Genomic DNA, 13,004 nt, shown 5'->3' with positions numbered 1-13,004 from the left:
GCTGCGACCGACGCGTCCTAGCGGTTCAAGCCGAACACACCGTAGCGTTCGCGCCATGCGGCGACTTCGTCCTGCAAATGCGGGGGTGCAGCCTCTCCGGAGAGGACGAAGCGAGCGACGTCATTGTCGGGATGCATCAACATTTTCTTCGACCCGTCGCTGAACCAGACCGGGACCAGCTGGTCGCATACGTTGTCCAAGACGATCGCCGCCATGCCATTCGCGATCGCGTCACTGCCCGCGAGGACACGGACGTTGATCGAGACGCCTTCGAGGCAATTCTGCGGTTGGCTGACGAAATTGAGCGAGACGAGCAGCCCGGACCGGTCTGGTCGCGCTTCGTCGGGAAGGCTGGCAACCCGTCGCCAGGCGCAGAACCAGGTTCGGCAGATGCGCGGCCGGACGGCGTGAATACCGCAGCCCTGGCCGGACAGGTGGACGCACGGCGTTCCCGCGGGTTTGGCGAACTCCGGCGTATCTACCGTCAGTTCGGTGCAGCACGCGGTGCAATCCCCGCAGCTCCGATCCGGCAGGACCGGCCCCAGCAGCGTGGTTTCGAGATCGGCTTGGGGCTGCGTCTGCGCGCGCGTGTCCGTCGGGGTCGGGGTGTCACGCCGATCCACGGTTCAATTCCCTTCGGAATCCACCGTGAAGACCATCGGCTTGCCGCGCGACATCGGCTCCCACCCCGCCGCCAACGCTGCCCGTACCCCGCGAGCGATCGTCGCGTCGTCGATCTGGAGCCGCCCGCGCGGCAGGCCCTTCAACAGGCGTTTCGGCGCGGGGAATTCGAGCAGGGCTTCGCGCTTGGCGTCGTCCTGCAGGAGCGAGATCGTCATGCCCTTCCAGCCATCGGCATCCGTGTGTTGCGGCTCGCGCTGGAGGTGCCAGTCGTATCGGGTGCCGTCGACCTCGACGGTACCGGTATTGCTTTTCGTGTTCGCCATGCGGGTGGCCATAGCATGGCTGTCACGAGAGGCCATGCGTTCGGGTTGTCTTGGATTTGCGGGCTGGGGATGCCGTTACGTGCTTGATCGATCGACCGATGAAGGACAACGGCCCTCACCACCCCACCCCGGCGGAGGCCGGGGCCCAGTTGGAAAGGTCGCGGTAATTAACCGCAGCGGTCGCCAGCAGCGTCCCCCAACTGGGCCCCGGCCTCCGCCGGGGTGGTGCTTAGCTGGGACGTTGGTAACGAACTGCAGCTATCCCTATCGTAAGGCCCCGTCGTAAAGGCCCAACGTAAAAGTGCGCCCGGTGCCGCACAGTCGCTACCCTCCACCCTGTTCTCCCGCGAAGGCGGGAGCCTAGTCTGGATCCCCGCCTTCGCGGGGAAACAACCTTTGCCTGGTCGGAGCGGGATGCCCGCCTCAATAACGCCCGCGACTACCCCCGCCCCATCATGTGATCGACGAACGACGCCAGCGTCTTGAACCCCGAGAGCTTCATCCCGCTCTTCTCCCCCGTCATCGACGCGGGCACCAGCGCACGTTCGAAGCCGAGCTTGCTCGCTTCCTTCAACCGCAGCGGGCCATGCGCGACCGGGCGGATCTCGCCCGACAGCGCGACCTCGCCGAACGCCACCGCGTCGACCGGCACCGGCCGTTCCGACATCGCCGAGATCAGCGCCGCCGCCACCGCCAGATCCGCCGCGGGGTCCTGCACGCGGTAGCCGCCCGCGATGTTCAAATACACTTCGGCGTTGGAAAAGCTCAGCCCGCACCGCGCCTCGAGCACCGCGAGGATCATCGCCAGCCGTCCCGAATCCCAGCCGACCACCGCACGCCGCGGGGTCGCGCCTGAAGCGAGCCGCACGGTCAGCGCCTGGATCTCGACCAGCACCGGCCGAGTCCCCTCCAGCGCCGGGAACACCGTCGCCCCGGTCATCGCATCGTCGCGGTGCGTCAGGAACAGCGACGACGGGTTGCCGACCTCCGCCAGCCCCTCGGTCTGCATCGAGAAGACGCCGATCTCGTCGGTCCCGCCGAAGCGGTTCTTGATCGCGCGGAGGATGCGGTATTGGTGGCTGCGCTCGCCCTCGAAGCTCAGCACCGTGTCGACCATGTGCTCCAGCACGCGCGGGCCGGCGATCGAGCCGTCCTTGGTCACATGCCCGACCAGCACCACCGCGGTGCCGCGCTCCTTGGCGAACCGGATCAGCTCCTGCGCCGATGCCCGCACCTGGCTGACCGTCCCCGGCGCGCCCTCGATCAGGTCGGAGTGCATCGTCTGGATCGAATCGATCACCAGCATCGCCGGCGGTTTCGTCTGCAAGGTCGTCAGGATGTCACGCGTCGACGTTGCCGCCGCGAGCTGCACCGGCGCGTTGCCGAGCCCGAGCCGGCGCGCTCGCAACCGGACCTGATCCGCCGCTTCCTCCCCCGATACATACGCGACCGACTGCCCCGCCAGCGCCATCTTCGCCGCCGCCTGGAGCAGCAGCGTCGACTTGCCGATCCCGGGATCGCCGCCGATCAGCGTCGCCGAACCCTCGACGAAGCCGCCGCCCAGCGCGCGGTCGAGTTCGGCGATGCCCGTCGCCATCCGGTCGGGCAGCTTGATCTCCGCATCGAGACCGACGAGCTGGATCGCACGGCCGCCGGTCTGGAGATTATGCTTCGAATGGAACGGCGTGGCGGCGGTGTTCGCCTCCTCGACCAGCGTGTTCCACTCGTTGCAATCCGCGCATTGCCCCGCCCAGCGGTGCGACACCGATCCGCAGGACTGACACACGTAACGCTTCTGGGGTTTCGCCATACGGCCGATGTACGAGAACGATACGGGAACATCAATGGCCGACGACTAGCGTATGTTACAGATTCAGTGGCGCTTGTCGGCGCACGGCGTTATCCGCGCGACGATGCACGCCACCGATCTGCGCGTTGCCGTGTTCAGCGGTAACTATAATTACGTTCGCGATGGCGCAAATCAGGCGCTGAATCTGCTGGTCGGCCACTTGCTGTCGAAGGGCGTCGCGGTGCGGGTCTATTCGCCGACCAACGCCAAGCCGGCCTTCCCGCCGACCGGCGATCTGGTCGCGGTGCCGTCGTTGCCGCTTCCCGCAGGGCGCGGCGAATACAAGATGGCGCGCGGGCTGCCCGCCGCGATCCGGCGCGATCTCGATGCGTTCGCGCCGAATATCGTCCACGTATCGGCGCCCGATTTCCTCGGCCATCGCGCGATCAGTTACGGGCGGCGCAACGGCATCGCCACGGTCGCGTCGCTGCACACGCGGTTCGAGACGTATTTCCGCTATTACCGGATGGCGTTCTTCGAGCCGATCATGGTGAAGATCCTGACGCGCTTCTACAACCGGGTCGACGCGGTGCTGGTGCCGGGGCGCGGCATGGCGGAGATCGTCCGCAGCTGGGGCGTGACGACGCCGACCGCGATCTGGTCGCGCGGCGTGAACCATGATCGCTTCACGCCGACGCGCCGCGATCTCGAATGGCGGCGCGCGCGGGGGATTGCGGACGGCGAGGTCGCGGTCGGGTTTCTCGGGCGGCTGGTGAAGGAGAAGGGGCTCGACGTCTTCGCCGACGTGATCCGGACGCTCGAGCAGCGCGGCGTGCCGCACAAGGTGCTGGTGATCGGCGAGGGTCCCGCGCGCGACTGGTTCGCGGGCCATGTGCCGGGTGCGGTGTTCGCGGGGTTCCAGTCGGGCGACGATCTCGGCCGCGCGGTCGCGTCGATGGACGTGTTCTTCAACCCGAGCGTGACCGAGACGTTCGGCAACGTGACGCTCGAAGCGATGGCGGCCGGCGTTCCGGTCGTAGCCGCACGCGCGTCGGGTGCGGTCGGGCTGGTCGACGACGGGGTGACCGGATTCCTGGTGCCGCCGACGGATATCGCCGGATATGCGGATGCGATCGCGCGGATCGTGTCCGAGCCGGGCCTGCGCGAGACAATGGGATGGGCCGGGCACGACAAGGCTGCCGGGTATTTGTGGGATACGATCAACCAGACGGTGCTGGACACGTATGTGGAGGTAATGGCGCGGCGGGGGGCGTAGCTCGCGACTGCTCCCCTCCCTGGAAGGGAGGGGTTGGGGGTGGGTCGGGTTCCGCGAATCCTGGGCTTGGTGGCTCAAACCGGCCTACCCACCCCCAACCCCTCCCTTCCAGGGAGGGGAGCAGGTTGCGCCCTCAGGCCGTCGTCCAGTCGAACGTCAGCGGCGCCTCGCGGAAGGCGAACCGGTCGAGGTGGCTCGACACCACCCCGCGCATCCGCTCGACGTCCTCGCCCTCCGGCACCGTCAGCGCGACGTCTAGCGTTTCGCTGTCCGCGCGCATCTCCAGCACCGCGCCGTTCGGGAAGGCGATGCGGCCCTCCTCCTCCGAGAAGGTGACCTCCATCTTGTGGCTCCAATGCTTGGCAAGCTGCTGGAGATACTTGCTGGCCGAATGCGTCGGCACACGTGCGACCGAGACGCTCACTTCAAGCGCTCGATCTTCTGCGCAGCCTCGTCGAGCAGCGCCGCGACGTCGTGCAGCGTATCCTCGTTGACGTCCTCGCGCATCAGCCGGTGCTGGAGCACCTGCCGAAGATTTCCCATCGCCCGCCGGATCGGCGCACCATCGGTCCGCTCGGACTCCGCCCCCACTGCTGCCAACCGCGCGAACAGACCGTCCACCACGGCCGCGTTCTCGGCCAGGTGCGCGCGCCCCTCGTCGCTCGCCGCAAAGCGCTTCTTCGCGCCTTCCGACTGCTGCTCCTCGATCAGCCCCATTTCGTCGAGCATGCTGAGCGTCGGATAGACGACGCCCGGGCTCGGCGCATAGCCACCGCCGGTCAGCCCTTCGATCTCGCGGATCAGGTCGTAGCCATGGCGCGGCGCGTCCGCGATCAGCTTCAGCATGACCAGCTTCAATTCGCCGCCGTCGAACAAGCGCCGCCGACCACCAGGGCCGCCGCGATGCCCGTGCCCGTGCCCATGTCCGTGCCGACCGTGACCGTCATGTCCCGGCCGCCCCCGGCCTTCGCCGTCGGCCCGCGGACCGCCGGTCCAGGCTCCATATCCCATACCAAAACGCATTTGAGTGTTCTCCGATATATCTTCGTTCATGAGCTGAGATATATCGCAGAGTGTTTTCAGTTCAAGGGGTGGGTGTGAAAAGATTCGCTTTTTCTCGTCCGTCATCTCCGCGGAGGCGGGGACCCATACCCTCGTACCGGGTGAGCGTGGATTGCCGCCGGCCAGTATGGATGCCCGCCTGCGGGGGAAGGACGATGCGTTGGCCGAGAAGGAGTACGGATGGGCAAACCGCCCCCCCACCCCTATCTTCCGCACATGGCCGATCTCTTCGCGGGCTTCGAACCCGCCGCCCCCGACTACGCGTCCCATCGAAACCGTACGATTGCCGTCTTTTCTCGGATTATGGCGAGGCAACGGCCGTGACCGGCTCCCTGTTCGCACGCGCCGTCGCCCGTCCGCTCGCCGAGGAACTGCGCCCCGCCGCTATCTCGGAGGTCATCGGCCAGGACCATCTCCTCGGCCCCGATGGTCCGCTGGGCCGCATGCTCCGCGGCAAGCGGCTGTCGTCGTTCGTCCTGTGGGGTCCGCCCGGCGTCGGCAAGACGACGATCGCGCGGCTGATCGCGGCCGAGGCGGGGTATGAATTCTCCCAGCTGTCGGCGGTATCGACCGGAATCGTCGACCTGCGAAAGGCGATTGCCGCAGCCGCGGTGCTGCGCGAGGATACCGGCAAATCGACCGCGGTGTTCATCGACGAGCTGCACCGCTTCTCGCGACCAGTACAGGATGCGATGCTGCCGGCGATCGAGGACGGCACGTTCGTGCTGATCGGGGCCACCACCGAGAATCCGAGCTTCAGCCTGGTGTCGGCCCTCTTGTCGCGGGCGAAGGTGTTCACCCTCAATCGCCTGGACGTCGAACACCTGGACCAGGTCATCGCGCGTGCCGAACGCCATTTCGATCGGCCGCTCCCGCTCGATCCAGGCGCCCGCGACGCGCTGATCGCGATGGCAGACGGCGACGCGCGCTATCTGCTCGGGCTTTGCGAAGACCTGTTTTCGATGGCGGCCGACGCACCGCTGACCACCGCCGAGCTGGCGGCGTTCGCACAGTCGCGCGCACCGCTGTACGACAAGGGCAAGGAAGAGCATTTCAACCTGCTCAGCTGCTTCCACAAGAGCCTGAGGGGAAGCGGTGTCGATGCGGCGCTGTACTGGGCGGCGCGGATGCTGGCCGGCGGGGAGGATCCCGCGGTCATCTTCCGACGGCTCGCCTGCGCCGCGTCGGAGGATGTCGGCATGGCCGATCCCAACGCGATGATCCAGGTGATGACCGCATGGCAGGCATTCGAGCGGGTCGGCCTGCCGGAAGGGCGCCTGTTCCTGGCGCAGGCGATCAACTATGTCGCCACTGCGCCGAAATCGAACGCATCCTATCTGGCGTTCGACCGCGCCACCGCGCTCGCCAAGAAAACCGGATCGCTGCCGCCGCCCAAGCACATCCTCAACGCGCCGACCGCGCTGATGAAGGAACTCGGCTACCATAAGGGCTACGCGTATGATCACGATCACCCGGATGCGTTCTCGGGCCAGGAGTTCTTCCCCGACGAGATCGCGGCCTCGAACCCGGAGCCGCTGTACGCCCCGAACGAGCGCGGCTTCGAGCGGGATATAAGGAAGCGCCTGGCCTATTGGTCGGCGAAGCGCGATGCGGGTCGCTGACGACATGTCCCACGATCATCCAGCCATCGATGCGTCGACCGCCGAACATACCCGCTGCGGCTGGGCACAGAACGATCCCCTGCTCGCCGCCTATCACGACGCGGAATGGGGCGTTCCCGAGTACGACTCTCGCGCGCTTTGGGAAAAGCTGATGCTCGACGGGTTCCAGGCGGGACTCGCCTGGATCACGATCCTGCGCAAGCGCGACGCGTTCCGGACCGCCTTCGCCGAATTCGACCCCGACATCGTCGCCCGGTTCGACGACGACGATGTCGAGCGGCTCGTGGGCAATGCCGGGATCGTCCGCTCGCGTGCGAAAATCCGCGCGACGATCGGCAACGCCCGCGCATACCTCGCGATGCAAGCGGCCGGCGAGGAATTCGCCGCGTTCGCCTGGAGCTTCGTCGACGGGACGCCGGTGGTCGGCGACGGCCGGAAGGCACTCACCCGCTCGCCCGCATCCGAGGCATTGTCCGCCGCCCTCAAGCAGCGCGGCTTCAGCTTCGTCGGGCCGGTGATCGTCTATGCCTGGATGCAGGCCTGCGGCCTGGTCGACGATCACGAGGAACGGTGTTTTCGACGAGGTGCCGCCGCGTCGTGACCGCTACGCCTACTGCACCCACGGACGTCCCAAGGTTCGATCGATTCGCCGCGGTCGACTGGTCGGGCGCGCAGGGCCATCGTCACAAGGGAATCACGGTGGCGGTCTGCTCGACCGGCACTGCCGCCCCCGCGCTGGTGACGCCGCCCGAGGCTTCGGCGTGGTCGCGGGGCGACATCCTCGACTGGCTGCTACAGCAGCACGGTTCGGCGACTCTGATCGGGCTCGATCTGTCGCCGGCGTTGCCGTTCGTCGACGAGGGCAGCTATTTCCCTGGTTGGCAGGACAGTCCCGAGGATGCGCGTGCCCTATGGGCGATGGTCGAGTCGACGTCGGTCGACGATCCCCATTTTGCCGCGTCGAGCCTTTTGCAGGACGCCGAGATCCGCCGCCATTTCCGCCAGCATCGCGATTGCGGCGACCTGTTCCCCGGTGGCGCAGGCCGGATGCGCGCCTGCGAGATCGGCCAGCGCGCGATGGGCCTGTCGCCGACGAGCTGCTTCAACCTGGTCGGCGCGGCACAGGTCGGCAAGTCGAGCCTGACCGGGATGCGCGTGCTCCACCGGCTGGCGGGCCGCATTCCCGTATGGCCGTTCGATCCTCACCCTGAGGACGGCCCGGCGATCGTCGAAATCTATACCACGATCGCGGCACGCGCCGCCGGTATCCGCAAGGGCCTCAGCAAGATGCGCGACGCCGTAGCATTGGACGCCGCATTGGCAGGCCTCGGCAGCGCCCCTCACCTGCCGCTCGCGCGCTACGACGATCACGCGACCGACGCGATCCTGACCGCGGCCTGGCTGCGCGCCAACGCGCACCGCCCCGAACTCTGGTCACCGACCGCGATGACTCCCCATATCGCACGCACCGAGGGCTGGACCTTCGGCGTTTCCTGACGCATTGGGTGCCGCGCAGGGTGTCGCCGCACACACGGGGTCGCCGCCTGAAGGCGGCACGCGTTGGGCCGGTTTAGCTCAGTTGGTAGAGCGCCAGTTTTGTAAACTGGATGTCGCGGGTTCGATTCCTGCAACCGGCACCACCCTCGCATTCGTGTCTCGACCAGCATCGCGTCGATCACCCAGCCGTCCGACCGTCCACCCGCCCGTCCTCCAAGGCGAATTCAGACACCTAGCTGGCCACCACAAGCCTGTTAATGGTCAATATCGGCGGCGACGTCCGGCGTTCAATGTGGATCTCGACGAATTCAACGGGAGTACGAGAACCATGAACTCGGCCTGACGACCGTCGATACAGTCAGTTTGATCTGCATGCCATTAAGAGCCCGGCCAAGCCAATTGCACGACCAAGTAACCGACCCAAGTAAAATTGGGCAGTTGGGGAGGAACGTAATGCACAAGTTCAATTTACTTCTGTCGACATCGTTGCTGGTATGTGCGGCCGCCACCACGCCCGTGTCCGCCCAGCCCGTGTTCAGCCAGCCCGTGTTCGCCCAGGATGTCGCGGCCTCGACCGAAGCGACGGCCACAACTCCGCAGGACGCATCGGTTCCGGCAGCCGCTGCCAGCCCCCAGGCCGTGCCGGCGGCGGGCGCAGATCAAGCACCCGCGGCGGATCAGGCGCCGGCCGATGCTTCGGCGCTTCAGGACATCATCGTCACCGCGGAGCGCCGGTTCAACACCGCGCAGAAGACCGCCGCGGCGATCACCGTGCGGCCAGGCGCGGAAATGCTTCGCCAGGGCCGCTACGAACTCAAAAACATCCTCGAGGACGTGCCGGGCGTGGTCGGCGGCGCCGCCGCCACCGTCGCGACGTCGCAGGGCAGCGGCACGGACAATCCGGCGGCAGGCCTGGTCATTCGCGGCGTCCAGCCCAATTCGGGCGCCGGTGGCAGCGCGACGTCGACCTCGTCGACCGCCGCCATCTATGTCGACGACGTCTATAACGGCATCGGCGGCAACTACGATATCGACCGGGTCGAAGTGCTCCGCGGGCCACAGGGGACATTGTACGGACGCAGCGCCACGTCCGGCGTCGTCGCGATCCAGACCGGCGCGCCCGATGCCTCCGCGATCAGCATGGCAGGAACCGGCGAAGTCGGTAACTTCGCGCTTCGCCACCTGACCGGCGACGTGAACATCCCGATCATCACCGACAAGCTGGCGATCCGCGCGTCGGGCAATCTCTACAAGCGCGACGGCTATTATTCGGCCGAGGGTGGCGCCGTCTCCAGCGAAGCCTTCCGCGTGAAGGCGCTGTTCACGCCGACCGACAATTTCTCCGCCCTGATCGGCTATGCGCAAGAGTTCAACGTGACGCATTCCGGCGGCGTCTCGATCCGGCAAGGCGATTCGCCGACCGACTTCATCTACACGCCGCAGGACGTCGGCACCGGCAAGAACCACTTCCGCCAATATTGGGCGAATTTCAAACTCGACCTCGGTCCAGTCGAGATCACCTACATCCCGGCGGTCCGCACCTGGTACCAGAACGCGACGATCGTCGCGCGCGGCACGGTCTTCAACGCGGACCAGACGATTCTCACGCCGGACGACAAGTTCGTGACGCACGAACTGCGGATCCACAGCACGCCGAACGATTCGAAGATCAGCTGGCAGACCGGGGCGATGTACTACCGGAACACGCTTCGCACCGAGAACAACCTGTTCAACCTCGACCTGAACCGGTTCCTCTACAAGGACGTCACCGACAAGGCGACGACCGCGATCGGCGTCTTTGCCGAGGGTATCTATGCCTTCGCGCCCACCACCCGCCTGACCGCCGGCGTCCGGTATGATTATACCAAGGTCGCCGTGACCCAGGATTACACCAGCGTCCTCGGCACGACGGCGTACCTGCGCGGCGACGAGGGCGTGCGGAAATTCAACAACTTTACCTACAAGGCGCGTATCGAGCACGACGTCGCACCGAGAAATCTGCTGTACGCGTCGATCTCGACCGGGTTCTCGCCGGGCGACATCACCCTGACGACCGGCCAGGACTTCCAGCCGGTGGTCCAGACCCTGCAGGCCGAGACGTTGACCGCCTATGAGGTCGGGTCGAAGAACCGGTTCCTCAACGATCGCCTGCAGATCAACGGCGCGTTGTTCTATTACGATTACGCCGGATACCAGACTGCGCAGATCAACCTCACGCCCGAGAATCCCGGCAACCCGACATTTGCGACCATCACGGTACCGCTGAAATCCTATGGTGCGGAACTGGAGGTTCAGGCGCGGCCCTGGGCGAACGGCACGTTCAGCCTGAATGCGTCGTACACGAATGCCCGCTACGGCGATTTCGGCATCTACAAGAAATATTACTCGACCCAGAAGGTGTCGGGCGTGCCGCCCCTCCAGGGCAACGTGGCCTATGACCACCGTATTCCGCTGGGCGGCGACGCCACCCTGGCGCTGCGCGGCGTGGTCCGTTTCTTCACCGCGCACGACCGCTCGCGCCTGACCGAGGAATGGGCGGAACTCGGTGCCGGCCCCTATGGCCGCGTCAAGTCGCAGGCACTCGCCGACTTCAACGCGACGTTGATCATCAACCCGCAATTCTCGATCACCGGCTATGTCCGCAACCTGACCGACAACCGGTTCCTGCCCGACGGCTGGGCGATCGGCAGCGTCACGCCGAGCACGACGCCCGGCGGTCCGCTCCAGGTCAGCACCGACCGCTCGGCGCTCAGCGATCCGCGCACGTTCGGCATGATCGTCACCTTCCGATACTGAGGCAACGACGCAGCGGACGGGCAGCGATCGGGTATCCCCTGGTCGCTGCCCGTTTGCGTTTGTGCGCTGATAATCGCCGATCGTGCAGCGCGTATCGAGCGCGGTGGAGTCCGACCCCGCCGTTGCGGGTCACGATCGCTCCGTCACCCCGGACGCGTTCCGGGGTCCACCGTTCCACAAACCGCAATCTCTCGATTTAACGGTACCGTGGATGCGCGAACAATTCCGGCATGACGGACCAGGATAGATCTCTCCAGCCGAGCTGGATGGCGAAGCCCGAACTCCCCGCCCGCCGCCATTTGCAGGCGCGACCATCATGTCGGCATCGAGCAGTCCGGCGGGACTTCTGACGCGACCTCCGTCACCGTCCGCGACGCCCCCCGGAGCGAGACGACGAAAAACGCCGGGACTGCACTGCGTGTCGCCACGCGTTGCAGTCCCGGCGCTGTGTCCCTTCAAACCGGTCGTCGAAAACGTCCGGTGTTGGCGCCTATTTGCCGCCGATCACCGTCGTACGCTGGAGGATACGCCACTCGCCGTTGCGCTTTTCGAGAACGTCCTCGTAATGCCCGGGCAGGCCGACGATCGTCGTCTTCGTCTTCAGGTCGGGATAGACGCTCACGAAGTAGCCGTATTGCGTCGCCCGCGTCGGGCTCTGGAACTCGAAGTGATGGCTCAGCGACAGATGCCAGGGCGGGTTACCGTTGCCGATCGCGTTGGGCAGCGGCCCGCCGCCGGGTGGGGCTGGCGGTGGCATCGCCGCGGCGCGGTACGGCATCGTGAAGCTCTTGCCCGGCTCGGGCTGCGCGACGATCGTCGCCTCGGGCCAGAACGCCTTGTCGAACCGCGCCATGTCCTGCCGCTCGAGCCCGAGCGTGTAATTGTCGACCGCGGCGTTGACGCCCATCCAGTCCTCGACCGTCGGCTTGAAACCGCCGGCCGGCGCACTCGCCACAGGACCCTGCGCACTCGCCATGCCCGCCGTCGCCAAAGCGCAGACGACGGCCAATCCAGCCATATATTTCATCGTAAATTCCCCACCTGATTGACGGCGATCCGCGCGTTACTTCGCGTCTTTTGCCTGGAGTTTCTTGAGCACTTCGGCCGGATCCTGCATCACCGACTCGTTGGTCGCCGGATCGAACTCGAGCGGATCGGCGCCCGATCCACAGACCCATTCGGCCGGCAGGCCGGCATCGCCGCGGTTCCGCTTGAAGATCTGCGTGTTGGCGACATAGGGCTCGGTCCAGACGGTATCGTCGTAGATCGTCAGCTTGATCTCCATCGTGTCGGGATCGAGCAGCTTCATCCGCTCGACCATCTTCAGGTTCGGACCATGCGGACCGAACACCGACTCGATCGGCAGGACGAAGCGGCTCGTGCCCTTGCCGGGGAAATTGGTGTACTGGAACAGAATGTCGTCGGCGAAGGCGATGCTTTCGACGACGAACTCGTTGCCCTCGAAATGGCCGATCGAGTCACCCAGATAGCTCGGGTTCGGGCGGGCGGCGTGCTTGCCGTTGACCTTGATGAACCGCGTCATGCTGCTGTTTTCGATATAGATCGCGATCATGCCCGGCTCGAAGAAGAACTTCAGCGGCGAGCCGAGGCGCTGGATCGTCGGCATGCCCGGCGTCTTGCAGCCTGCACCCGCAAACGGAATGTCGGTGATCGGCTTGAACGTGTCCGCATAGGCCTTCGCCTTCGGGGTCAGCGGTGTCTTCGGCTCGCGGTCCAGGAACGACGTGACGCTCTGCCAGTTGCCGGTGAAGAAATCGGGCAGCTTGGTGACATCGGACCATTTCGATCCAAGCGCGGTCGACGGTGGCTGCATCGTGTTCGGCGAAGGCGCCTGCATCGGGATCTCGATCGGACGATCCTGCGCCCCACCCGGACCTGGGCCCGGACCTGAACCCGGGCCCGGAGGAGGACCGGCCTGCGCGGACACAGCCAACGGCAGCGTCATCATCGCCGACCCCAGGAACGCCGCCAGCAATGCTGTGTGATACTTCATG

The 13,004-nt window shown here is 66.0% G+C and carries 13 protein-coding genes and 1 tRNA gene; 6 read left to right on the top strand and 8 right to left on the bottom strand.

Annotated features, from left to right (window positions below):
- Positions 1-17: 17 nt before the first annotated feature.
- The 3 genes from NLI89_RS10160 to radA form a co-directional block, all read right to left on the bottom strand.
- A complete protein-coding gene (locus NLI89_RS10160; protein ID WP_254686950.1) occupies positions 18-623 on the bottom strand; it encodes a YkgJ family cysteine cluster protein in 606 nt (201 codons plus the stop codon).
- A gap of 3 nt (positions 624-626) precedes the next feature.
- The gene (locus NLI89_RS10155) at positions 627-959 is read right to left on the bottom strand and encodes a hypothetical protein (RefSeq protein ID WP_439144505.1); all 333 of its coding nucleotides are present in this window, start codon (positions 957-959) and stop codon (positions 627-629) included.
- A gap of 427 nt (positions 960-1,386) precedes the next feature.
- Positions 1,387-2,757, bottom strand: coding sequence for a DNA repair protein RadA (radA, locus tag NLI89_RS10150; protein WP_132897587.1), 1,371 nt, complete (start codon positions 2,755-2,757; stop codon positions 1,387-1,389).
- Between the two features lie 103 nt (positions 2,758-2,860).
- Here radA and NLI89_RS10145 point away from each other — a divergent pair, with 103 nt between their 5' ends.
- On the top strand, positions 2,861-4,012 hold the full coding sequence (locus tag NLI89_RS10145; RefSeq protein ID WP_254686979.1) for a glycosyltransferase family 4 protein: 1,152 nt from the start codon (positions 2,861-2,863) through the stop codon (positions 4,010-4,012).
- A 133-nt stretch (positions 4,013-4,145) separates the two neighbouring features.
- Here the strand turns inward: NLI89_RS10145 and NLI89_RS10140 are convergent, their stop codons facing one another.
- Genes NLI89_RS10140 through NLI89_RS21880 form a run of 3 tightly spaced genes read right to left on the bottom strand, consistent with a single transcriptional unit; the run spans position 4,146 to position 5,016 of the window.
- On the bottom strand, positions 4,146-4,436 hold the full coding sequence (locus tag NLI89_RS10140) for a DUF2218 domain-containing protein (protein ID WP_254686948.1): 291 nt from the start codon (positions 4,434-4,436) through the stop codon (positions 4,146-4,148).
- Positions 4,433-4,858: a PadR family transcriptional regulator gene (locus NLI89_RS10135; protein ID WP_368077266.1), complete on the bottom strand. Its 426-nt coding sequence runs from the start codon at positions 4,856-4,858 to the stop codon at positions 4,433-4,435. Before NLI89_RS10135 ends, NLI89_RS10140 begins: the two co-directional genes overlap by 4 nt.
- Positions 4,859-4,866: 8 nt before the next feature.
- Positions 4,867-5,016, bottom strand: a complete 150-nt coding sequence (locus NLI89_RS21880; RefSeq protein WP_368077265.1) for a hypothetical protein — start codon at positions 5,014-5,016, stop codon at positions 4,867-4,869.
- 378 nt (positions 5,017-5,394) lie between these two features.
- Between NLI89_RS21880 and NLI89_RS10130 the strand changes: the two genes are divergently transcribed.
- The 5 genes from NLI89_RS10130 to NLI89_RS10110 all read left to right on the top strand — a co-directional run bounded on the left by NLI89_RS10130 (position 5,395) and on the right by NLI89_RS10110 (position 10,989).
- A complete protein-coding gene (locus tag NLI89_RS10130; RefSeq protein ID WP_254686947.1) occupies positions 5,395-6,696 on the top strand; it encodes a replication-associated recombination protein A in 1,302 nt (433 codons plus the stop codon).
- A 4-nt stretch (positions 6,697-6,700) separates the two neighbouring features.
- Positions 6,701-7,297 carry a DNA-3-methyladenine glycosylase I gene (locus NLI89_RS10125; RefSeq protein WP_254686946.1) on the top strand — a complete coding sequence of 199 codons (597 nt, stop codon included), beginning with the start codon at positions 6,701-6,703 and terminating at the stop codon, positions 7,295-7,297.
- On the top strand, positions 7,294-8,193 hold the full coding sequence (locus tag NLI89_RS10120) for a hypothetical protein (RefSeq protein WP_254686945.1): 900 nt from the start codon (positions 7,294-7,296) through the stop codon (positions 8,191-8,193). Before NLI89_RS10125 ends, NLI89_RS10120 begins: the two co-directional genes overlap by 4 nt.
- A gap of 67 nt (positions 8,194-8,260) precedes the next feature.
- Positions 8,261-8,336: transfer RNA gene (locus tag NLI89_RS10115), tRNA-Thr, on the top strand.
- Between the two features lie 310 nt (positions 8,337-8,646).
- A complete protein-coding gene (locus NLI89_RS10110; protein WP_254686944.1) occupies positions 8,647-10,989 on the top strand; it encodes a TonB-dependent receptor in 2,343 nt (780 codons plus the stop codon).
- Between the two features lie 490 nt (positions 10,990-11,479).
- Here the strand turns inward: NLI89_RS10110 and NLI89_RS10105 are convergent, their stop codons facing one another.
- Positions 11,480-12,016: a nuclear transport factor 2 family protein gene (locus tag NLI89_RS10105; protein WP_254686943.1), complete on the bottom strand. Its 537-nt coding sequence runs from the start codon at positions 12,014-12,016 to the stop codon at positions 11,480-11,482.
- Positions 12,017-12,052: 36 nt separating this feature from the next.
- On the bottom strand, positions 12,053-13,003 hold the full coding sequence (locus tag NLI89_RS10100) for a hypothetical protein (protein WP_254686942.1): 951 nt from the start codon (positions 13,001-13,003) through the stop codon (positions 12,053-12,055).
- Position 13,004 lies beyond the last annotated feature (1 nt).

Source organism: Sphingomonas faeni, from assembly GCF_024273235.1.
Taxonomy (GTDB): domain Bacteria; phylum Pseudomonadota; class Alphaproteobacteria; order Sphingomonadales; family Sphingomonadaceae; genus Sphingomonas; species Sphingomonas faeni_A.
This window is presented reverse-complemented; position numbering and strand designations above follow the sequence as displayed.

Excerpts from the sequence above, each read along its gene's own strand:
- NLI89_RS10155 (WP_439144505.1), bottom strand. The coding sequence starts at position 959 with ATGGCCACCCGCATGGCGAACACGAAAAGCAATACCGGTACCGTCGAG.
- radA (WP_132897587.1), bottom strand. The coding sequence starts at position 2,757 with ATGGCGAAACCCCAGAAGCGTTACGTGTGTCAGTCCTGCGGATCGGTG.
- NLI89_RS10145 (WP_254686979.1), top strand. The coding sequence starts at position 2,861 with ATGCACGCCACCGATCTGCGCGTTGCCGTGTTCAGCGGTAACTATAAT.
- NLI89_RS10135 (WP_368077266.1), bottom strand. The coding sequence starts at position 4,858 with ATGCTGAAGCTGATCGCGGACGCGCCGCGCCATGGCTACGACCTGATC.
- NLI89_RS21880 (WP_368077265.1), bottom strand. The coding sequence starts at position 5,016 with ATGGAGCCTGGACCGGCGGTCCGCGGGCCGACGGCGAAGGCCGGGGGC.
- NLI89_RS10125 (WP_254686946.1), top strand. The coding sequence starts at position 6,701 with ATGTCCCACGATCATCCAGCCATCGATGCGTCGACCGCCGAACATACC.
- NLI89_RS10110 (WP_254686944.1), top strand. The coding sequence starts at position 8,647 with ATGCACAAGTTCAATTTACTTCTGTCGACATCGTTGCTGGTATGTGCG.
- NLI89_RS10105 (WP_254686943.1), bottom strand. The coding sequence starts at position 12,016 with ATGAAATATATGGCTGGATTGGCCGTCGTCTGCGCTTTGGCGACGGCG.
- NLI89_RS10100 (WP_254686942.1), bottom strand. The coding sequence starts at position 13,003 with ATGAAGTATCACACAGCATTGCTGGCGGCGTTCCTGGGGTCGGCGATG.